The sequence below is a fragment of the Singulisphaera acidiphila DSM 18658 genome, assembly GCF_000242455.2.
GTDB lineage: Bacteria > Planctomycetota > Planctomycetia > Isosphaerales > Isosphaeraceae > Singulisphaera > Singulisphaera acidiphila.
Genome location: NC_019892.1, coordinates 8,214,498 through 8,234,691, shown reverse-complemented (window position 1 = coordinate 8,234,691; position 20,194 = coordinate 8,214,498). Strand labels below are relative to the sequence as shown.

The following is a 20,194-nucleotide window of genomic DNA, read 5'->3' as shown; positions in this document are numbered from 1 at the left end:
TGCAGGCGAATTTATGCTTCGCCTCTTTGAGATCGTTTTCAAAAGGCGAGCGGAGAGCGTAAGCTCCCCGCTCGCCTCGTTCATTCGCTTGCCGCGTCACACCATCGGTGCCACATGACGCGGTAGGCTTTTTCGAGGTTCTTCGTCCAGGTCCGGCCGTCGCCCATGGGTGATCCGTTCATCCTGGTGCGCATCGTGCGCCGAAGTTCGGCCAGACGATCGAGGTCGGTTGCGAATCGCTGGGCGATGTCGAGATACTGCTCTGGGGTTTCCGCGATCCAGTCGCTGAGGCCGAGGCAGGTCAAGACGCTCGCCGTCATTCGCCCCGCGTGACGATTGCCTCGGATCGTGACGATTGGAACTCCCATCCAGAGCGATTCGCAGGCGGTCGTGTGTCCGCTCCAGGGGAAGACGTCGAGCGAAATGTCGATGTCCTGATACACCTGGTAGTGGCTGCCCCCCCCCTCGATGATATTCCGAAGTTCGAGTTGGTCCGCAGCGACCCCTTGCGCTTTGAAGAAGGCGAGAATCTCCTCCTTGCGCTGCCCTCGCAGGTTGTTGCGATAGAGGAGGAGTCGCGCCTTGGGAATCGACCGGAGCAGTTCGGCCCAGAGTTCGAGGACCCGCGCATTTAGCTTCGGGAGTTTATGAAGCGACCCGAACGTGACGCCCTTGGCCCGTAGCGCAGGGAGCGTGTTGACTTCGGGGGCTTCCTCCGGCGGGGAGTAACAGCAGAAGACGTCGGGCAGGTGATACGGGGTTTCGCTCGACCAGGTCGGGTCGTCGGGCGGGTCGGTGACGGCGTCCGTGAGCAGGTAGTCGATGGTGGTGAGGCCGGTGGTGTTCGGGTAACCGAGGTAGGAGACTTCGATCGGCGCTGGCTTATGGGCAAAGAGGCCCATGCGGTGGCGTGCGGTGTGGCCGGAGAGGTCCACGAGGATGTCGAGCCGATCGCGCTGAACCAGGTCGGCCACCTGTTCATCGGTCATTCCGTAGATCGGTCTCCAGGCGTCAGCGAGCGACTCGAGTTCCGCGGTCATGGCGTCGGGCGCGGTGACTTCGGAGTAACAAACGGGTTCGACCTGGCGGCGATCGTGGTTCGTCAGGATATGCCTGAGAAAATAGGCGACGGGGTGGACTCGAAAGTCGGCCGAGACGTAGCCGACCCGGAGCGGGCGATCTCGCGCTCGGTCGTGGGAAGGGTTCAGTTCGATCGCACGGACATCTTCCTGCTGGCGCAAGCCCCAGCGGCGGTGCTCCGCAAGCAGGGTTGCGGGATCGGCCTCGGGGTCGTAGTTCAGGCCGTAGAGATAGCTGCTTTGCACCGGGCGGGAGTTGGGATCAACCCGCTCCGCCTCGCGATAAGCCGCCAGGGCCTCGGCGATATGTCCTTTCTCGATCAGGACGAATCCGAGATTGACGAGGGCCTCGGAGCGGTTGGGATCGAGCCGGACCGCTTCGCGACTACAGGCCTCGGCCTCATCGAGCTTGCCGAACTTGCCGAGGACGCTCGTCAGGTTGACGTAGGGGTCGACGAACTCCGGCTTGAGCTGGATCGCCCGGCGATAGTTCGTCTCAGCCTCGGTCAACTGGCCCCGTTCGCTGAGTGCAAAAGCGAGGTTGTGGTGGGCCTCGGCCGAGTCGGGGTCAAGTGTGATCGCTTGCCGGCATATGGATTCAGCGTCCTCAAATCGACCCAATCGCGAGAGTACGCTGCCCAGGTTGTAATAGGCTTCGACGAACCGGGGATCGAGTCGGAGGGCCTCGTGGAAGCAGGTGGTGGCCTCATCCCACCCCCCCTCCTTCTCGAGGATGACTCCCAGGTTGTTGTGCGCACCGGCGAAGCCCGGATCGAGCCGAACCGCTTCCCGACCGCTGGTGATCGCTTCGTCGAGTCTCCCTAACTGTTTGAGGACCACGCTCATGTTGCTGTAGGCGCCGGCGAACTCGGGGCGGAGCCGGATCGCGGCCTGGAAACGGACAACGGCCTCCTCAAGCTGGCCCGTCATCTCGAGCAGGAGGCCCAGGTCGTTAAGGGTCTCGGGGAGTTCGGGCTTGATCCGGAGGACCTGCTCGAGGGCGACGATCGCCTCGCCCCACTTCCCTTGCTTGCGGAGGAGAACTCCCAGGTGTCGATGGGCTTCGGCCAGGTCGGGCTTGAGCTCGACCACCTTGCGATCGCAGGCAACGGCCTCGTCGAGCCGTCCTTGGCGCTCGAACGTGACGGCCAGGTTTTTATACGCGTCGAGCGAGTTCGGCTGGAGTTGAAGCGTGAGCAGGAAGCAGCGAACCGCCTCCTCGAGCGACCCGGCTTGAGCCCAGACAATGCCGAGGTGGTTCTGGGCCTCGGCATGATCGGGCTGGAGTCGGAGCGTCTGCTGGAATGCTCCCAGCGCCCCCGTTAGGTTGCCGAGTCCGTGGCAGGCCACTCCCAGCAGGTACCAGGCCGGGATGTACGAAGGGTCGGCGCTGAGGACCTGGCGATACGCCTGTTCGGCCTGAGCGATGCGTCCCCCTTGGTGGTCCCGCTTCGCACGCTCGAACAGGTCCTCAATCGTTCCCATCGATATCCCATCCCTCTCAATCGTTCCGTGATGTCTTTCTCGCTCGCCGCTCTCCTTCGAAATCCGTCTTCAGGGGAGCGTGTGGGGAGGTTCACCCACAGCTCGGGACCAGGGCTGATCGCGACTGGTTCGCCAGGCGTAGCTGCCTCGGGGCAGGTCGGCGAGTTCGAGGAGGCTGGGATCGAATTGGGTCATCTCACCCAGGTCAACGACGAGCGCATTCTCTTCGAGTACGTGCTCGCCGTCCAGGAACTGCCAGGATCCATCGTCTTCGTCATGCGTGACCAGTAGGAGTTCTGACTCGCCACGCAGGATGCGGTCCAGGGTGATGACTTCGGTGCTCTCGTCGTCGGTGAAAATCCAACCGGTGCTCATGTCCGATTACCCGGCGCTTGAAGAGGGGATGGGCCACCCCTCGTTCATCAGATATCCCATCGTAGGCCCTTCCTGAGAAACTCCACTGACGAAATCATAACGAATGTCGCGACGTGAATCAGTATGACATCGTCGCGAGAATTCCTCGTTGTTTCCACACCTCCACGCGAAGTTCCTCGAGGCCGGACCTCAGCGAGGCATACGGCCGGTTAGGGACTTGGCGTTCGCGATCCGCGGCACCACGTCTTCCATCAACCGTCGGAGACTGTCGCAGACCCGTTCATGGGACAGCCCGGCCCACCGGACCTCCACGTTGGCCACGTCGAAGGGTGACTGCTCGTGCAGTTCGCAGAGTTTCCGTGCGACGGTCTCGGGGCCGCCGACGATGAAGTTGATCGGATGACCGCACAAGTCCTCCGGATTCGCGGGTTCCGTGGTCTCGGCGGGGATCTTCCCCTCCTGCCGGAATCGCCTCCAGAGGGTCCGCAGCGCCGGCTCCGCCCGGGCAAAGGCGGTGGCATCGTCCGGGCCGACGAAGACAGGGCGATTGGCCGCTACCAGCCCCTCACCCCCCGCTGCGCGATAGGCGGCGCAGTAGTCCCGGTATTGCTCGGGCGTGCGCAGATGGGAGAAGAGTATATTGAAACCAAGATCTCCGGCGATCCGCGCCGAGCCGAGGCTGTTGACCGCGACCCAGCAGCGGCCCGGCAAGTCCGCCGCCGGAACCGGCAACGTGCGGTGCGGAGGCACGGAGAAAGCGTGGGGGACGTTCCCGGACCAATCCCCGCTCCAGGCCGAGCGAATGACGCGCAACGCTTCCGAAAAACGGGTTTGCCGCTCCCGGTCATCGGCCACTACGGAGCCGAACAAGGCCGACTCCTCGGGCGTGCTCCCGCTCCCGAACCCGACCGCCATCCGGCCGGTTGTCAGCACGTCTGCGACCGCCACCTGCTCGGCGACGTCGAGGGGATGATGGAGGTTGAGGCAGATAATCGCGGTCCCCAGGCGGATTCGTTGGGTCTGGCCGGCCAGGTGCAAAGCCAGGAGCAATGGCGTGGGCAGGTGCCCCTGGTGCGCGTGGGCGTGATGCTCGGAGAACCAGGCGTAGCGCACGCCGAGCCGGTCGGCCAGTTGGACCAGGTCGGCCACTTCGCCAAAGATCTCCCCCGAAGGGCGATCCGGCGGCCCTTCGAGGTGGTCGGTAAGCCCAATCGTGAACATGCGCAGGCGGATCCTCGTGAGTTCGTGGGGGCCTTGGTGGCAAGCCTCGCGGCTGAATGCCCTCGTTCAAGTCGCGGCCATTAGCGGCTCGTCCTTCGATTCGGGCGAGATCGGCTCTTCCTTGGACGGGTGGAAGCAGAGAGCCAGGAGGATCGCCGCCAGCAGCGAGATGCCGAACGGCACGAGGAACAGGTGATGATAGTTGATTACCTTGAGAACTCGTCCGTCGACGGTGGAATTCACCGAGAAGAGGTCGCCCAGCCCGCCCCAGAGGAAGTTGGAGACGAACGAGGAGATGCCCAGGATCATCAGGTTGAACAGGCCTTGAGCACTGGTGCGGATGTCGCTCGGGAAGTGCTCGTCGACAAAGATGTAGACGGTTGCGAAGAAGCAGGCATAGGCGAACCCGTGGACCACGTTGACGGCAATCACTGGCCAGAGCAAGTCGCGGTTGCCCATTGCGTAGACCCCGAACCGGATCGCCTGACTGAGGATTCCGAAGATCAAGGTCTTCCGCCAGCCCAGCTTCTTGATCAGAGTGCCCAGCATGGCCATCGCAACGACCTCCATCACCTGCCCGATGCTCATCGCCGGAGCGATCCAGTTCTCCGGCAGGCCAATCGACTGGAGGTAGCGGCTGGTCCAGAAATAATAGCCGTAATGGACCAGCGAGTCGAAGAAGGTCACGATGAAGAGGACGAGGATGCTTGGCTTGGCCAGGAGCTTGATCGCCTCGAACGGAGCGAACCGCTCCCCTTTTTGGCGGGTTGACGGCGGTGTGTGCGGCAGCAGGAGGCTGAAGGCGGCCAGAATGAGCGCGGCGGTCCCGGAAACGAGGAACGTGCCGGTCAGCGCCGCTTCCATGGCCGGGCCCGACTTGGGCGTCGAAAGCGCTTTCCCGAGCCAGGCCAAGAATCCCCCGGCCTGAGCCATCGCGGGCACTCGCTCCCAGTCGATCGGGATGAAGACCAAGGGCCAGGCCGCCGCGACCCAGCCGACGCTCCCCCAGAGCCGGAGGGTGCCGAAATCTTTCCGAGCATCTTCGAGGTGGGCGAAGGCGATCGCGTTGGCGACCGAGAGGGTCGGCACGTAGAAGAAGCAGTGCAGCAGCATCAGCCCGAAGAACGGCCAGAACGACTTGGTGTAGGCCAGCCCCAGCATCGCCAGGCCACCGACCAGATGGCTGGCTGACAGGAACTTCTCCTGCGACACATAGCGGTCGGCGAGCTGCCCCCCGAAAAACATGCCCGTGACCGAGGCGATGGCGAAGGCGTTGAAGACCCAGGCTTGCTGGAAGCCGGAGAAGTTCAGGTAGCGGCTCCCCATGTAGAGCCCGAGCAAGGGGAGCCACGCCCCCTTGATGAAGTATTCGAGGAAGAACATCACGCAGAGCTTGGATCGGTCCGTCACGCCCATCGGCGAGTCTCTCCGGTCGGGGGATGGATGGTGCGTCAGCGGGGGAACGCGGACGGAAGGATCTTTCAGGCCGTCATCGACAAGCCAGGATAGCGGCTTTGCACTTACGGAGGAAGAGACCCCGCGAGCCAAGGGGCGCGATTCGAACGCTGGGACTGCCTGATCCTGGCTACGTCCGACCATAAAATGGCCTGCTGCTCGTTGGGTTGATTGATATTTGAATGGCATTGAATTTGATATCGGTGGAGACACGGCAAGCGGTCCCCCCACTCGTCGCTCGGGGGCTGTCCTGTTGCCATCTTCTGGGTCTGAACCCGTTGGCGAGCGGTGCCGCAAGGCGACCCTGACTGCGAAGAGTTTTTCCCTTGACATCCGTCGTTGTTGGGCTACGATAAAACCAGATCTAGAAAACCAAAACTCGAGCGGTTCGCCCGATCGCAAGCGTTTCGGGGTTGTTGAGCCGGCTTGATCGTCCACGTCACCGACGCGAATCTGCGTTGGTCGAGGCCGTGCCGCTGCGCCCTTTTTTTTGGTGTGCATGAGGAATGGAGGAACCGAAACGATGGCCCGCCCGCCCGCCAAGGAGCTCACCGAGCGCGAGCTCCAATTGATGCACCTGTTTTGGAATCGAGGGGGGACACCTGCCACAGTGGCCGAGATCCGCGATGCGCTGGCGGCTTCCGGTCTCGACCTGGCTTACACCACGGTCGCCACGGTCGTCCGGATCTTGGTTGATAAGGGGTACTTGCTCCAAACCAACGACGACCGGCCCTTTTTTTATGTGACGGCCCGTTCCTATGAAGATGTCTCGCGGAGTCTCCTGGGCGAAGTCCTCGATCGCGTTTTTCGAGGCTCGCGTGAAATCCTTCTCGTCAGGCTGATCGAGCAAGAGCGGCTGAGCGAACGAGAGCGCGAACGGCTCCGCGCCATTCTCGATGAAGGGAAAGTCCCCGAGAACAAGCCGAAGGAGGGACGGAAACCATGAACGGGCTGGGCGTCCTTTTGGTCGAAGCCATGGTGCGAGTCACTGCCCTCGCGGCCGTTGGCGTCATGCTCGCCTTGATCCTTCGCCGGCGGGGGCCTGCGGCGGGCGTGCTCGTCACGATGACGACGCTGCTGGGGCTGGTCGCCGTTTCTGCCGCCTCGCTCTCTCCTTGGCCGCGGTTCTGGTCGATCGACGTGGATACCGCGGTTCCCCACTCTCCGCGAGCGGCTGTTGCCGTTGGCCCACGCGCCACTTTGCGGGGGGGGCCTGAGGCACCCACCGTTTCCGAGACGAGCGATACTCGGTTCGTCGACTTCGCCCGGGAATTTGCTCGGGAACTCCTGACCCCCGGAGTACGAAACGAACCCTCAGCCGTGGCCGAGAGCCGATGGCGATGGCCAGGCTGGGTCGCGGCGGTTCTGGTCGCGACGTCGGGATTGGGGATCGCCCGGCTTGCTCTGGCGTTAAGGGCGGTGAGACGCCTTCGCCGGAAGAGCCGACCGATTTCCGACGCTCGGTTGCGCCACGAGTTGGCCCAACTCCAGGCCGAGACTGGGTACTCTCGCCCGGTCGAGCTCCGTGAGACCAACGACTTGACCACTCCGGCCACGATCGGTTGGCTGCACCCGGCGCTGCTGCTGCCCCCCGAGTGGGGCGACTGGGACGACAACGAACGCCGGGCGGTGCTCGCACACGAGTTGGGACACATCTTCAGGGGTGACTATCTGTTGGGGCTCTGGGCCCAAGTGTGCCTGGCCGTGCATATCTATCACCCGCTGGCGCACTGGCTGGCGGCGCGGCTCCGGCTTGAGCAGGAGTTGGCGGCCGACGCCTGGGGCGCCCGGCTTTCAGGGGGCAATCGCCCCTATCTTGAGGCCCTCGCTCGATTGGCTCTCCGACGTACGGGCGCGCTTGAATCGTCGCTAACTGCCTGGCCTGCCCGTCCTTTCCTTCCGACCCGTGGGACATTGCTCAGGAGGATTGAGATGCTTCGTGAAGCGAACCCGAACCCGCTTCGGACCAATGCGCTCCCGCTGATCGGGCGCGTTCTGACTGTCGCCGCGATTGCGGTTGTTGGCTTGCTCGTCGCAGGTATCCGCGGTCCCGCCACCACCGCGATTGCCCAGCAGCAGGAGGCTCGACCCAACGTTGACGTTGCACAGGCCGAACAAGATGATGCCGGTACGGCCGTCTTCGACCTCACGCACGCCCCGGTCAACACGATGATGGCCGTTGTCGGTCGCCCGGCCGAGATCCTCCGTCGGCCCGAGTTCCAACCGGTTGCCGCCCTGTTCAACGAGTCGTTTCAGAACCCGTGGGCCTCTGCCGTTAAGCTGAAGGTGGACGAGGTTGATGGTGTCGCCTTGCTGTTCCTCCGGGGCCGAAACGAAGTCAGGCAATCGGGGCAGTTGCCGGCTCCGACCGTGATCTTGCATTCCATCAAACCGCAGGATTGGAATGCCGTCGCCAGGCTATCCGCGAAAGACCGCGAGGTGGTCCCGTTCGAGGGCCTTTCCTACACCCGCTCGAAGACGGCCCTCAATGGCGCAGGTTTTTTCACTCCTGACAATCGAACAATCGTCATCGGTGATGAAGACGCCCTCAAGCAGATGATTGCCGCCCGCAAGGGCGGACCGGTTCGACACGCCTGGGATGGAGCTTGGTCGCGTGTCAAGAAGGGACAGGTTGCTTTTGCGATCGACCCGATCTGGGTTCTTGCTCAGGTCCCTGCGGGGGAGCCAGGGAGTCAGCGGTCGCCTCTTGGCGGCTATGCAGGCACGTTAGCCCCACTGCTCGAAAAGGCGACGGGATACGCCGTCGGGTTCGACATGGACGATGGATTCGGCGTCGACCTTGTGGGGACCTGTTCCTCGGACGACGGGGCCAAGCAGGTCAGTGAAACGATGAGGGCGCTGATCACCTTGGCCAAGAACGCACTTCCTGGGCTGAAGCAGCAAGTCATGACGCAACCCGTCCCGACGCGTGAAGCGTCACTGCGGCTCTTCAGCCTGGCTGAGTCGCTGCTCGCCGCCGCACGAGCCGAGGTGGAGGGAGGGGAGCCCATCGTCAGGCTCCATTCGGAGAGTCGCGGTGATGGGGCTTCGGCGGTGCAGTTGTTTCTTCCGGCTGTGGTCGCCGCTCGCTCTGCCGCACAACGGTCCCAGAGCCAACACAACCTCAAGCGCCTCCTCCTGGGGATGCATAACTATTACGATACATATGGTCATTTGATCCCGGCCGTTATCCGGCCGGACGATGGCAAGCCCCCCTATAGCTGGCGGGTCGCCATTCTGCCCTTCATCGAGCAGAACGATCTCTTCAAGGAGTACAACTTCAATGAACCGTGGGATAGCGTCTCGAATCGGAAGTTGATCGAAAAGATGCCCCAGATCTATCGGTCTCCCTCCGACTCGTCGGGCAACAACGCTTACTTCGTGCCGACCGGCGGGCTAACGCTCTTCCCACCGAGCAACCCTGGGGTGAAGTTTGCGGAAGTGACGGACGGGCTTTCCAACACGATCATGGTCGTCGAGGCGAAACGTGAGATCCCCTGGACGAAGCCCGAGGATCTCGAATACGACCCGTCCAAGCCGATGCCCGAGTTTGGCGGCTTCACCCATGAGGGGTTCAATTCCGGGTTCGCCGATGGCTCGGTCCATTTCATCTCGTCACGGATCGAGCCTCAACTGTTGAAGGCGCTTTTGAGTCGCAACGGGGGCGAGGTCATCAACCTTAACGGTCTCCAGGCGAACCCGGCCACCCCGCAGACGGCCGCGCCGCTCAAACGTTGAACTCGGTCCGATCGAGGATTGTCCGCGCCGACCAGTCCTGGGTTTGCGACCCGTGCCGTCGTCCCAGGACTGGGATCGAGAAAAGGTGCTGGGACCCGATTTCCGATGGATAGCGGCATCATCGGTGGTTTCCGTTCCCAGTGAGTGGCTACTCATCCAGCGTTGGTATCACCCGCTGGACAGTGACGCCTGCCTTCTTCACGAAGCCTTCGATGAAATGGAGGTAGCCCTGGGGATGCAAACTCTGCAATCGCCAGAACTCGATCGAATGCAGGATCGTGCGGAGGATCCCGATCAGGTCGTTTCGTCCGGGCAGCTCTCCGGCTGCTTCCAGGTCTTGCCAGTTCCGACGGATGTTGGCGATGATCAAATCGTCCTCGCCTTCGTCGGTCTCGGAGTCGGGGGGGAGCGGCCCCTCTCGCATCTGAAGCACCAGCTGTTCGATCGCCTCTTCGACGTTGTCGTCGGTCAGCTTGGAGTCGCACATAACATACGACTCATAGATACCGACCTCCGTACGAAAGAAGGCCGGCGCGAACTCGTCGGTCTTGTATTTCTTGCCGGCGTAGGCGAGCGGTTCGTGCTTCCGAGACCGCTCCGCACGCTTTTTGAGCTTGGCTTTGCGTTTCTGATTGTGACTCGGTTTGGCCACAAAGCACCTCCCTTTTCCCTGACGAGCCTTTTCGTCGTAATCCCGGAAGTTTTCTTGGTCGTCATCCTCACATTCGTTTTTTTTCGCTGGCCAACGGTCGGTGTTCATCCGTTGGAACGCCGTTGGCCATGCCTCTCCTTGTAGGCTATCAAATCAATGTGGCCGCGACGAGCCACGGGGTCGGTCCGCGCAACGAAAACCCACGGGTTGCCGGTGATCCGGCAAATCCGTGGGTGGGTTGTGCGAGCAGGGTGGGGCAGAGGTCTTGGCTCAGCCGTGGATGGCGCGGCGATCGACGGCCATGGCGGCTTCGCGGACAGCCTCGGAGAGGGTGGGGTGGGCGTGGGAGATCCGGGCGATGTCCTCGGCGCTGCCGGCGAACTCCATGATCGTGACCGCCTCGGCGATCAAGTCCGAAGCGCGAGGGCCGAAGATATGGACCCCCAGGACCCGGTCGGTCTTGGCGTCGGCGAGGATCTTGACCAACCCTTCGGTTTCGTCCATCGCCTTGGCGCGGCCGTTGGGCAGGAAGGGGTACTTACCCACTTTATACTCGAGCTTGCGCTCTTTGGCCTGCTCTTCGGTGATCCCGACGCTCGCCATTTCGGGCCAGGTGTAGATCACGCTCGGGATCGTGTTGTAGTCGACGTGCCCGGCCTTGCCGGCCAGGATCTCGGCGAAGGCAACCCCTTCGTCCTCGGCCTTGTGAGCGAGCATGGGTCCGTCCACCAGGTCGCCGATGGCCGAGATGGTCGGAACGTTCGTACGGTAGTGGGCGTCGATCGGGACCTTACCGGTCTTGGGGTCGACGGTGACCCCCGCTTCGACGAGTCCAAGGCCCTCGGTGTGCGGGCGACGGCCGACGGCGACGAGGACCCGATCGCAAGGGACCGTGAGGACCTTGCCGTCCTTGGTCTCGGCGGTGACTGTGACGCGGTCCCCTTCGACCTTCGCGCCGGTGACCTTGGTCTCGAGATGGAATTCGAGGCCCTGCTTGATCAGGCTCTTGTGGAGCAAGGTTCCCACCTCGAGGTCGGCCATCGGCACGATCCGGGGGAGGAACTCGATGACCGTGACCTTCGCTCCCAGCCGTTTCCAGACCGAGCCGAGCTCCAGGCCGATGTAACCGCCGCCCACCACCACCAGGTGTTCGGGGACGCGGTCAAACGTCAGGGCTTCGGTCGAGCTGACGATCGTCTTGCCGTTGAACGGGATGAACGGCAGGTTCACCGGTGCGCTGCCGGTGGCGAGGAGGATATGCTTGGTTTCCAGCGTGGTCTCGACGCCTTTGGCGTCGCGGACCACGACCGACTCGCCCGACGCGACCCGGGCGGTGCCGAAGACCGGCTCGATCTTGTTCTTCTTGAACAGGAACTTCAGGCCGTCGGTCAGGCTCTTGACGACCGTGTCCTTGCGGGCCAGCATCGCGGGGAGGTCGAGGCCGATCGCATCGACCTTGATGCCGTGCTTGGCGAACTTGGTGTGCGCCAGGTGGTAGAGCTCGCTGGAATCGAGGAGCGCTTTGCTCGGGATGCAGCCGATGTTCAAGCAGGTCCCACCCAGCGACTCGCGTTTCTCGACGCAAGCCACCTTCATCCCGAGTTGCGCAGCGCGGATCGCGGCCACGTAACCCCCGGGGCCGGAACCAATCACAACCAGGTCGTAGCGATTTGACTCGGGAGCCATGAACGTTCCTTAACTCGCGGGTAGCAGCCGAGAGACGTGGAAGACCAAAAGCGGAGACCGAAACAAAGCGGCGGGGAGTGATTTTGAGTTCACTCCCCGCCGCTTTTCGGGTCCTGCTTCAGATTTCCAGCATCAGCCGTTCGGGATTCTCAATGCATTCTTTGATGCGAACGAGGAAGCTGACCGCCTCGCGACCGTCGACGATGCGGTGGTCGTACGAGAGTGCCAGGTACATCATCGGGCGGATCACGACCTGGTCGTCGATGGCGACGGGCCGTTTCTGGATCGAGTGCATCCCGAGGATTCCGCTCTGCGGCGGATTCAGGATGGGCGTCGACAGGAGTGATCCGAAGACGCCGCCGTTGGTGATCGTGAACGTGCCGCCTTGAAGGTCGCTGACGGCCATCGTCCCTTCGCGGGCCTTGACGGCGAAAGCGCCGATCGCCTTTTCGATTCCGGCGAAGCTCAGCCGGTCGGCGTCCCGAATGACCGGGACCATCAGGCCGCGCTCGGTGCTGACGGCCACGCCGATGTCATAGGCGTTGTGGAGGACGATCTCGTTGCCGTCGATCCGGCCGTTGACCGCCGGGAACGCCTTCAGGGCCTCGACCGCCGCCTTGAGGAAGAACGACATGAAGCCGAGGGCCACGCCGTGCTTCGTCTTGAACGTGTCCTTGTAACGGGCCCGCAGGTCCATGACCCGCGACATGTCCGCCTCGTTGAACGTCGTCAGGATCGCGGCGGTCTGCTGCGCTTCGACCAGGCGCTGCGCAATCTTCTGGCGGATCCCGGACATCCGCTTCCTGGTTTCACGCGGCAGACCCGAGGGGGCCGCCGCTCCGTTACTGGGCTGGGGCGAGGGGGCCGCCGCTGCTGCTGTCGGGGCAGCGGGTTCGCTGGAGGGCGTGGCGAGGTGAGCGAGGACGTCCCCCTTGGTGATCCGTCCCCCTCGGCCGGTCCCGCCAACCTGGCTGGCGTCGACCTTTTCCTCGGCTACGATCCGGCGCACGGCCGGAGAGAGCGCTGCGGCTGCGCCTCCGTTGGAATCGCTCGCGACCGCCGGTGCTGGAGTCGCTGCCGCCTTGGGAGGAGCAGAAACCTGCTTGGAGTCGTTGGCTGTGGGCGCCGCAGCTGTGGGCTGTCCCTCGGGGTCGATGGTGCCGACCGTGGAGCCGATATCCACGGTCTCCCCCTCGGCGACGTTGATTTTCAGGACGCCCGAGGCGGAGGCGGGCACGACGTTGTTCGCCTTGTCGGTTTCGAGCTCGAACAAGGGTTCGCCCGCTTTGACGGCCGAACCGTCGGCCTTGAGCCAGCGTGACAGGATCCCTTCGGTAATGGACTCGCCGACTCCCGGCACGGTAATGGCGACGGCGGGCATCTCAGCTCACTCCTTGCTTAAGCGACAGGGCCACGGCGGGGCGGACCGGATGAGCGTGGACCAGGTGAGGGATCGCCGACCCGATCGCGGCCTCGACCAGTTCGTTCTGCTCCCGCTCGTGGACCGAGTGCGAACCGGTCGCGGGACTGGCGCTGGCGTCGCGGCCGACGTATTGGAACGGGAAACCCATCAGTTCCTGGAGCCGAGGCGCGACGAACGTCCAGGCCCCCATGTTCTGCGACTCTTCCTGGGCCCAGACCCACTCGCGGACGTTCTTGTACCGCGAGAGGGTGGCCTTCAAGGTCTCTTCAGGGAAGGGGTAGAGTTGCTCGAGGCGGATGATCGCGACGTCGCGCGTCTTGCCCACTTCTTCGCGTTTGGCGATCAGGTCGTAGTAGACCTTGCCGCCGCAGACCACGACTCGGCGAATCCGCTCGGGGTCGGCCCCCGGGTCGTCGATGACCTCGTTGAAACGATTCGAGACGAGTTCATCCACCGGCGAGACGGCCAGCTTGTGACGGAGCAGGCTCTTGGGCGTCATCACGATCAAGGGCTTGCGGAAATTACGGCGAACCTGGCGGCGGAGCAGGTGGAAATACTGCGCGGGGGTCGAGGGGGTCACAACCTGAATGTTGTCCTCTGCGCAGAGCTGGAGGAAGCGTTCGAGTCGGGCGCTCGAGTGTTCCGGGCCTTGCCCTTCATAGCCGTGAGGCAAGAGCATGACCAGGCCGCTGGCGCGTCCCCACTTCGACTCGGCCGAGGCGATGAACTGGTCGATGATGACCTGTGCACCATTGGCGAAGTCGCCGAACTGAGCCTCCCAGAGGATCAGCATGTGCGGTTCGTCGAGCGAGTAGCCGTAGTCGAACCCGAGCACGGCCGACTCGGAGAGCAGACTGTCGTAGATGCAGATCTCCGCCTGCTCGGTTGCCAGGTTCTTGAGCGGGACGTACCGCTCCCCGGTCAGGCCGTCGACGATGACCGCGTGGCGCTGGCTGAACGTACCCCGGCGGCTGTCCTGACCGCTGAGCCGCACCGGGGTGTTTTCGAGCAGGAGCGAGCCGAAGGAGAGCGCCTCGGCGAACGCCCAGTCGACTCCCCCTTTGGCCTCCATGATCTTGACCCGGTTCGCGTAGATCCGCTCGACCTTCGGGTTGGCGGTGAACCCGGCGGGGACGACGGCCATCGCGGTCGTCATCTGCGCGAGGGTTTCGTACGGGATACCCGTCTCGGTGGGAGCAAACGAGTAGTGGGGGGTGAATCCTTGCCAGTGCGAGCCGAAGCCGGGCTGAAGGTGCTTGGGCGGGGTCTGGCTCTCGTGGACCTCTTTATAGACCTCTTCCATCTTGTCGCGGAAGGTCTCGGCGATCGTTTCGACCTCGTCGGTCGAGAGCTCGCCGGTCATCACGAGGTTCTCGGTATAGAGCTCGCGGATGGTCATCCGGTCCTTGATCTTGCCGTACATCAAGGGCTGGGTGAACGCCGGCTCGTCTCCTTCGTTGTGGCCGTGACGGCGGTAGCAGACCATGTCGATGACGACATCCTGCCCAAACGTCTCGCGGAACTCGAGTGCCAGCTCGGCCACGTAGACGACGGCCTCGGGGTCCTCGCCGTTGACGTGGAAGATCGGCACTTCGATCATCTTGGCGACGTCGGTGCAGTAACGGGTCGATCGACCCTCGCTGGGTGCGGTCGTGAAGCCGATCTGGTTGTTCACAACGATGTGAATCGTGCCGCCGGTCCGATACCCGGGCAACTGCGACAGATTCAGGGTTTCGGGCACGAGCCCTTGGCCGGCAAACGCGGCGTCGCCGTGGATCAGGATTGGGATCCCGAGCTTGCGGTCGCGGTCCTTGAATCGGCGCTGTTTGGCCCGAACGCGGCCTTCGACGACCGGGTTGACGGCCTCGAGGTGGCTTGGGTTCGGGGTCAGCGAGAGGTGGATCGAGTGCTTATCGGTCGTCACGTGGTCGGCCGAGAAGCCCAGGTGGTACTTGACGTCGCCGTCGCCCCCGACGGTCTCCGGCAAGTTCCCTTCGAACTCGCTGAAGATCATGCCGTAGGGCTTGTTGAGGATGTTGGCCAGGACGTTGAGCCGGCCTCGGTGGGGCATCCCGATCACGATTTCGCGGACGCCGAACTTCGACGATCCCTCGATGACCGAGTCGAGCAGGGGGATGAGCATCTCCCCCCCTTCGAGCGAGAACCGCTTCTGCCCGATGTAGTGGCTGTGCAGGAACGATTCGAAGAGCTCAGCCGCGTTCAGCTTGAGGATGATCCGCCGCTTTTTGCGGAGGTCGAAGTTGGGTCGGTTCCGGTTCGGTTCCATCCGTGACTGAAGCCAGCGACGGACTTCGACGTTACGAATGTGCATGTACTCGACGCCGATTTTTCGGCAATACGTCTCGCGAAGGACCGCGATCAGTTCGCGAAGCGTCGAGTGGGGGGGGTCGCTGAGTTTGTTGTAAAAGGGCTTATCGAGATCGGCCGAGGAGAGGCCGAACGCGGCAAGGTCGAGCAATTCGTGCGAGTCGCGTGCGGGGTTGAGCTTCAAAGGGTCGAGATCGGCCAGGTAATGCCCGATCTCGCGGTAGGCGTCGATCAAACGGGTGACCGCGGCCTGAGCCCGCGCGGCATCCAGATCGACGTCGGCCCGGCCCATTCCGTCACCGGACTGGCCGAGCTCATACCCTTCAAAGAAGAGCCGCCACGATTCATCAACCGAGGCGGGGTCGGTCCGCCAGCGCTGGTAGTTACCCTCGATAAGATCGAGATTCCACCGGTTCGCGACCGTCGAGCGATTCATTGGAAAAGATCCCTAGTTGGGCCCGGCGCATGGCCTGACCCGTTGCCGAATTGGCAATCCAGGACGATGGTCGGTCTCGCGGAAAAACGCGACGACACGCATGATCTCAGCATAACCCAAAGGGTCCCGGGCCCAAACCCCTATCCGTATTTCTTTTTCTCAGGATAGGCACTTTGGGCAAACGGATCGACATCCATGCCAATTTTGGGCCATGCTGAGGGAAAAAACAGGGAAGTTTGCAAACTCAGTTTGATACCGCAGCTATACATTCGGCGGAACTCGCCCCGAGATTTGAAGAAGGCTGACAAAACTCCTATAACCGCTCGATCCACGCGGGGTCGGCGAACTTGGCGGCGAGGAGGTCGTGAATCAGATCTTCAGGGGGATTCATGAGTTCGGGATGACGATCGTCCGGCAACCAGGCGCCGGTGATGGCTTCGAGTAAGTTTTTGCGAGTGAGGGGGAGGTTGGTCAGGAAGTCCTCATGCGTGCGTTGGCCGCGATAGGGGGGCTGACGGCGTGGGAGTCCAGTATACCGGGGAACCAGGTGGAGGGGGAAGTCGTACAGGATCGACGCGTGGACCAGAAAATGATTGCGCAGTCGGCGCTGTGCACTGCCCGAAAACTTACGGAGATCGAGGGTCAGGTCGCCCTGCCCGAGGATTTCGACGGCCGGTCCTCGCGCCCGGATCGCGTCGGCCAGGCGGCTGAGGACGAATCGCTGCGCCAGGTCCACGGCTGTCAGGCCCGGGGCGACATCCGCCGCCAGGACGATCGACACGTTCAAGGCCCCCGGACCGACGAGCACCGTGCCTCCGCCACTGGCACGCCTCGCGATGGCCACGCCGTCCGCCTGGCAGGCGTCGACCAGGACATCCTCGTGGAGGCGTCCCGAGGCTCCCAATACGACGGCCAGGGTCGGCGATTCCCAGACCCTCAGGGAGGGGCCGGCCTCGCGCTCTTCGGCGGCGATCAGCAACGCTTCGTCGAGGGCCAGGTTGCTGTGGATCTCGGGCAAGGTCAGGTCGAGGTAGCGCATCGCGACGGCAAAGGCCCAGGGTAAGCGAACGCCCCGGCCGTCCGCGATTCCGCAGGAAGACCGGGGTCGAAATGAAGTGGCACTCGAAATCAGAAGTTGAGCTCGTTGAGTGGGATCAGAAGCCGTTTTCTTCGACCCGGAAGACGTCGTGGCACTTGGTGCAGCTCTGGCTCACCGGGCCGTAGGCCGACTTGATGTCCTTGTACTCGCTCTTGGAGTCGTTGACCTTGGCGTCGAACTTCTCGAGCTCCTTGGTGAGCGCGTCGCTCAGGTCGGCCCACTGCTGCTCGGCGTCCTTCACGTTCTTGGCCTTCTTGACCGCGTCCTTCGCGAGTTCCTTCGTGTCTTTGGAGAGCTGGACGAGGTCTTTGACCAGGGTGGGGAGTTCCTTCTTGGCCTTCTTGTAACCGGGCTCGGCGCGGATGGCCTTCTTGATCGCGTTGCTCTTGGAGTTGATCTTTTCCATCACGTCGTGGACCGGTCCCTCATCGTCGGCCATGGCGATCGAGAGGCCAGCGACCAGCGCGCTGAACGAGAACATTGTGGCAATGGCAACAATCCACTTGCGATTCATGACTTCTGGCTCCTCGTGTCGTATTCGGGAAAAACTCAATTCGGCGGGAGGGCCGCGCGATCCGACGGCCCGAGTGTGCGGAAGGTTCAAAGATATCCCTCGCCGACAGCCCGATCAAGCACGTACAGTGGTATTGCCACCCAGAGCCCCCTGGCGGATCCCTGCGCCGCGTCTCGGTGGTACAATGGGCGGGAGCGCCTTGCAAAGGACTGCCCGGTTCCTGAGCGCGATCCAAAGAAGACAATCAGGCAGGGTGTGCCCGTTTTTTCAGACCGGGCCCGCCCCTGAACGACCCCTTAAGCCTCGCGGATGTTTTTATGGCCGAGTCGATCGATTACCGGGCCGCTGGCGTTGACCTCGATACCTACGAGGAAACAATGGCCCAGCTCCCCCCTCTGCTGAAACGAACCTACCCGCTGACTCCCGCGCGGGTGATCGAGTGGAAGGACGGGTTCGCCGGCCTCTTCCGGCTCGACGCCAAGATCGGACTCCTCACGCGCACCTATCGCGACCCGGTGCTGGTGGCGTCCACCGACGGCGTCGGCACCAAGCTGAAGCTCGCCTTCGCCACCGGCCGGCACGCGACGGTCGGCATCGACCTGGTGGCGATGTCGGTCAACGACTGCCTGTGCGCGGGGGCCGAACCGCTCCTGTTTCTCGACTACGTGGCCATGAGCAAGGACGATCCCAAGTTGACCCGGGACGTCGTTCAGGGGATCAGCGACGGTTGCATCGAGGCCGAGTGTGCCCTGCTCGGCGGCGAAACCGCGATCCTGCCGGACTTCTACAAGGCAGGTGAGTACGACCTGGCCGGGTTCTGCCTGGGAGTCGTCGAACGCAAGCACGTGCTCGACGGCAAGGAAATTCGGCCGGGCGACAAGGTGATCGGCCTCGCCAGCTCGGGCCTTCACTCCAACGGCTACAGCCTGGCGCGCAAGATCGCCCTCGACGCCGCCGGCCTCCAACCCGACACGTTCGTTCCCGAACTCGGCCGGTCGGTCGCCGACGAGTTTCTCGAGCCGACCCGGATTTACGTTCGGGCCATGAAGACGGTTTACCGCCACTATCGGGTGAAACGCATCGTTCACGGGATCGCGCACATCACCGGCGGCGGCCTGGTTGACAACACCCCACGGATTTTGCCGGAAGGCTGCTCGGTCCGGCTCCGTCGCGGTTCGTGGGAGGTCCCCAAGGTCTTCCCGTGGCTCCAGAAGCTCGGCAACGTTCCCGAGGCCGAGATGGATCGTGTCTTCAACATGGGGATCGGGCTGGTGATGGTCGTTGCCGACTACTACGCCGATGCGATCGCACGCTACGTCACGTCCGAGGCGAAAATTCCGGCCTGGGTGATCGGCGAGGTCGTGGCGGGCGACCGGACGGTGGAGTGGGCCTGAACCTCTTGGGCGGCGGTCTTACTCCCAACCGTCCCATGCTTGCAACCGGTCGCGGAGGCCCGTAGCATCGGAAATCCGCGACTTGAACGACTAGGTGCCACTCTCCTTTCGTTGTGAAGAGACTTTGATGATGCGCCATATTCTTGGGGTCGGCCTTGCCCTTCTGGTCTTTGGTTCATTCGCGGCTCACGGCGACGAGCCTGTGCCCGTCCCCCTCGCGAAGGGGGTGCGCGGCCTGGTGACGCTGGCACCGACCAAGGTTGAGATGGACGGCCGGCTCCAAGAGTGGTCGCAGGCCTTCTGCACCCCGCTCAGCTACAACCATAAGTCCCTTGAGAATCGCGCCGCGCAGTTCTTTTACATGTGGGATGACGAGGCCCTGTACATTGGCCTCCGTTGTCTCGACAAGATGCAGGCCAACTCTGCTCCCCTCAAGTCGAGCTTCAACGGGGACGCCGTCGAGTTTTATCTCGACACTCGCCCTGGCGATGCGCTTCGCGGAAAAGACTGGACCGCCGGGGCGATCCATTTCTACTACTCGCCGTTCCAAGGGGCCGAGGTCAAGCCGCGCTGGGTCATCCGGGGAGGGATTGCCACCAGCGACATCGTCTTAAAGGGAGTCGAAATCGCCGCGTCGAGCTATGCCGACAGCTACGAGTGCGAGTTCAAACTCCCCTGGGCCAATTTCCCCGAGTTTTCGCCCACGCTGGGAGCCGTTCTGGCCCTCGACGCCGAGCTCTGCAGCGGCGACGGCAAGGGGCGGACCGATCGGACCTTCACCTACGGCTCTCCCCTCTCGGTTCAGCAGCCGGCGTCACAAGGCAAGGTTGAGCTGGTCAAGGTGTTCGACCCTGACTACCTGAGCGTCGTTGGCCCGGCGAGCTTCCCGTTCTGGGTCGACACGCCTTGGGTCCAGCCGGAACGGGCGCAGGTTCAGGCGGTCGTGGCGATCCCTCCCGCTTTCATCGACATTGTCGGGCAGGTTGAGATTCGGATTCATGACACCGAGGGGAAGGTGGTGAAGACCCTCCCGGCCGAGATCGAGTCCTTTGGCCCGAAGGACGGTCAGTTTGTGCGGGCCGTCGCGCGGTGGTCGATCGATGATTATGCCCCCAACACCTACTTTGCGACCGCTCGGATCGCCGCACGCACTGGGAAAACCCTGACGACCGTGGCTCCGCGCATGGTTGCCGAAGCGATGATCCAGGGGCGCTAAACGGAATCGTCCCCAGTTCCGCCGCCGTGGTTCCCCTCATGCTTTCATTCGGATTGGGAATCATCGCGGCGGGTTGGCTTTTTCGAATCCCCG

14 protein-coding genes are annotated in these 20,194 nt (G+C 63.0%); 4 read left to right on the top strand and 10 right to left on the bottom strand.

All coding sequences use genetic code 11. The features are described from left to right. Positions 1 to 80: 80 nt before the first annotated feature. The 4 genes from SINAC_RS32060 to SINAC_RS32045 all read right to left on the bottom strand — a co-directional run bounded on the left by SINAC_RS32060 (position 81) and on the right by SINAC_RS32045 (position 5,576). Positions 81 to 2,564 (bottom strand): tetratricopeptide repeat protein, encoded by a 2,484-nt coding sequence (locus SINAC_RS32060; protein ID WP_015249703.1) that lies wholly within the window; start codon positions 2,562 to 2,564, stop codon positions 81 to 83. Between the two features lie 69 nt (positions 2,565 to 2,633). Continuing rightward, entirely contained in the window at positions 2,634 to 2,939 is a 306-nt protein-coding gene (locus SINAC_RS32055; RefSeq protein ID WP_015249702.1) for a hypothetical protein, read from the bottom strand. 189 nt (positions 2,940 to 3,128) lie between these two features. After that, a complete protein-coding gene (locus SINAC_RS32050; protein ID WP_015249701.1) occupies positions 3,129 to 4,160 on the bottom strand; it encodes an LLM class flavin-dependent oxidoreductase in 1,032 nt (343 codons plus the stop codon). Between the two features lie 66 nt (positions 4,161 to 4,226). Next, on the bottom strand, positions 4,227 to 5,576 hold the full coding sequence (locus tag SINAC_RS32045) for an MFS transporter (protein WP_015249700.1): 1,350 nt from the start codon (positions 5,574 to 5,576) through the stop codon (positions 4,227 to 4,229). Between the two features lie 562 nt (positions 5,577 to 6,138). Between SINAC_RS32045 and SINAC_RS32040 the strand changes: the two genes are divergently transcribed. Continuing rightward, positions 6,139 to 6,561, top strand: coding sequence for a BlaI/MecI/CopY family transcriptional regulator (locus tag SINAC_RS32040; RefSeq protein WP_015249699.1), 423 nt, complete (start codon positions 6,139 to 6,141; stop codon positions 6,559 to 6,561). Further along, entirely contained in the window at positions 6,558 to 9,353 is a 2,796-nt protein-coding gene (locus SINAC_RS32035) for a M56 family metallopeptidase (RefSeq protein ID WP_015249698.1), read from the top strand. The genes SINAC_RS32040 and SINAC_RS32035 overlap by 4 nt, the downstream gene beginning before the upstream one ends. Before the next feature lie 148 nt (positions 9,354 to 9,501). Here SINAC_RS32035 and SINAC_RS32030 read toward each other — a convergent pair whose 3' ends face one another. The 6 genes from SINAC_RS32030 to SINAC_RS32005 form a co-directional block, all read right to left on the bottom strand. Then, positions 9,502 to 10,005, bottom strand: coding sequence for a hypothetical protein (locus tag SINAC_RS32030; RefSeq protein ID WP_015249697.1), 504 nt, complete (start codon positions 10,003 to 10,005; stop codon positions 9,502 to 9,504). Between the two features lie 270 nt (positions 10,006 to 10,275). Next, positions 10,276 to 11,691 (bottom strand): dihydrolipoyl dehydrogenase, encoded by a 1,416-nt coding sequence (gene lpdA / locus SINAC_RS32025; RefSeq protein ID WP_015249696.1) that lies wholly within the window; start codon positions 11,689 to 11,691, stop codon positions 10,276 to 10,278. 118 nt (positions 11,692 to 11,809) lie between these two features. Further along, positions 11,810 to 13,072 carry a 2-oxoglutarate dehydrogenase complex dihydrolipoyllysine-residue succinyltransferase gene (gene odhB / locus SINAC_RS32020; protein WP_015249695.1) on the bottom strand — a complete coding sequence of 421 codons (1,263 nt, stop codon included), beginning with the start codon at positions 13,070 to 13,072 and terminating at the stop codon, positions 11,810 to 11,812. A 1-nt stretch (position 13,073) separates the two neighbouring features. After that, positions 13,074 to 15,878 carry a 2-oxoglutarate dehydrogenase E1 component gene (locus SINAC_RS32015; RefSeq protein WP_015249694.1) on the bottom strand — a complete coding sequence of 935 codons (2,805 nt, stop codon included), beginning with the start codon at positions 15,876 to 15,878 and terminating at the stop codon, positions 13,074 to 13,076. Positions 15,879 to 16,191: 313 nt separating this feature from the next. Next, positions 16,192 to 16,917, bottom strand: a complete 726-nt coding sequence (locus tag SINAC_RS32010; RefSeq protein ID WP_015249692.1) for a lipoate--protein ligase family protein — start codon at positions 16,915 to 16,917, stop codon at positions 16,192 to 16,194. Between the two features lie 115 nt (positions 16,918 to 17,032). Next, positions 17,033 to 17,491, bottom strand: a complete 459-nt coding sequence (locus SINAC_RS32005; protein WP_015249691.1) for a cytochrome c — start codon at positions 17,489 to 17,491, stop codon at positions 17,033 to 17,035. Positions 17,492 to 17,808: 317 nt separating this feature from the next. Between SINAC_RS32005 and purM the strand changes: the two genes are divergently transcribed. Next, positions 17,809 to 18,885, top strand: coding sequence for a phosphoribosylformylglycinamidine cyclo-ligase (gene purM, locus SINAC_RS32000; RefSeq protein WP_015249690.1), 1,077 nt, complete (start codon positions 17,809 to 17,811; stop codon positions 18,883 to 18,885). A 127-nt stretch (positions 18,886 to 19,012) separates the two neighbouring features. Further along, positions 19,013 to 20,101, top strand: a complete 1,089-nt coding sequence (locus SINAC_RS31995; RefSeq protein ID WP_015249689.1) for a sugar-binding protein — start codon at positions 19,013 to 19,015, stop codon at positions 20,099 to 20,101. Positions 20,102 to 20,194 lie beyond the last annotated feature (93 nt).

Excerpts from the sequence above, each read along its gene's own strand:
- SINAC_RS32015 (WP_015249694.1), bottom strand. The coding sequence starts at position 15,878 with ATGAATCGCTCGACGGTCGCGAACCGGTGGAATCTCGATCTTATCGAG.
- purM (WP_015249690.1), top strand. The coding sequence starts at position 17,809 with ATGGCCGAGTCGATCGATTACCGGGCCGCTGGCGTTGACCTCGATACC.
- SINAC_RS32060 (WP_015249703.1), bottom strand. The coding sequence starts at position 2,564 with ATGGGAACGATTGAGGACCTGTTCGAGCGTGCGAAGCGGGACCACCAA.
- SINAC_RS32045 (WP_015249700.1), bottom strand. The coding sequence starts at position 5,576 with ATGGGCGTGACGGACCGATCCAAGCTCTGCGTGATGTTCTTCCTCGAA.
- SINAC_RS32010 (WP_015249692.1), bottom strand. The coding sequence starts at position 16,917 with ATGCGCTACCTCGACCTGACCTTGCCCGAGATCCACAGCAACCTGGCC.
- SINAC_RS32035 (WP_015249698.1), top strand. The coding sequence starts at position 6,558 with ATGAACGGGCTGGGCGTCCTTTTGGTCGAAGCCATGGTGCGAGTCACT.
- odhB (WP_015249695.1), bottom strand. The coding sequence starts at position 13,072 with ATGCCCGCCGTCGCCATTACCGTGCCGGGAGTCGGCGAGTCCATTACC.
- SINAC_RS32005 (WP_015249691.1), bottom strand. The coding sequence starts at position 17,491 with ATGAATCGCAAGTGGATTGTTGCCATTGCCACAATGTTCTCGTTCAGC.
- SINAC_RS32055 (WP_015249702.1), bottom strand. The coding sequence starts at position 2,939 with ATGAGCACCGGTTGGATTTTCACCGACGACGAGAGCACCGAAGTCATC.
- SINAC_RS31995 (WP_015249689.1), top strand. The coding sequence starts at position 19,013 with ATGATGCGCCATATTCTTGGGGTCGGCCTTGCCCTTCTGGTCTTTGGT.
- lpdA (WP_015249696.1), bottom strand. The coding sequence starts at position 11,691 with ATGGCTCCCGAGTCAAATCGCTACGACCTGGTTGTGATTGGTTCCGGC.
- SINAC_RS32050 (WP_015249701.1), bottom strand. The coding sequence starts at position 4,160 with ATGTTCACGATTGGGCTTACCGACCACCTCGAAGGGCCGCCGGATCGC.
- SINAC_RS32040 (WP_015249699.1), top strand. The coding sequence starts at position 6,139 with ATGGCCCGCCCGCCCGCCAAGGAGCTCACCGAGCGCGAGCTCCAATTG.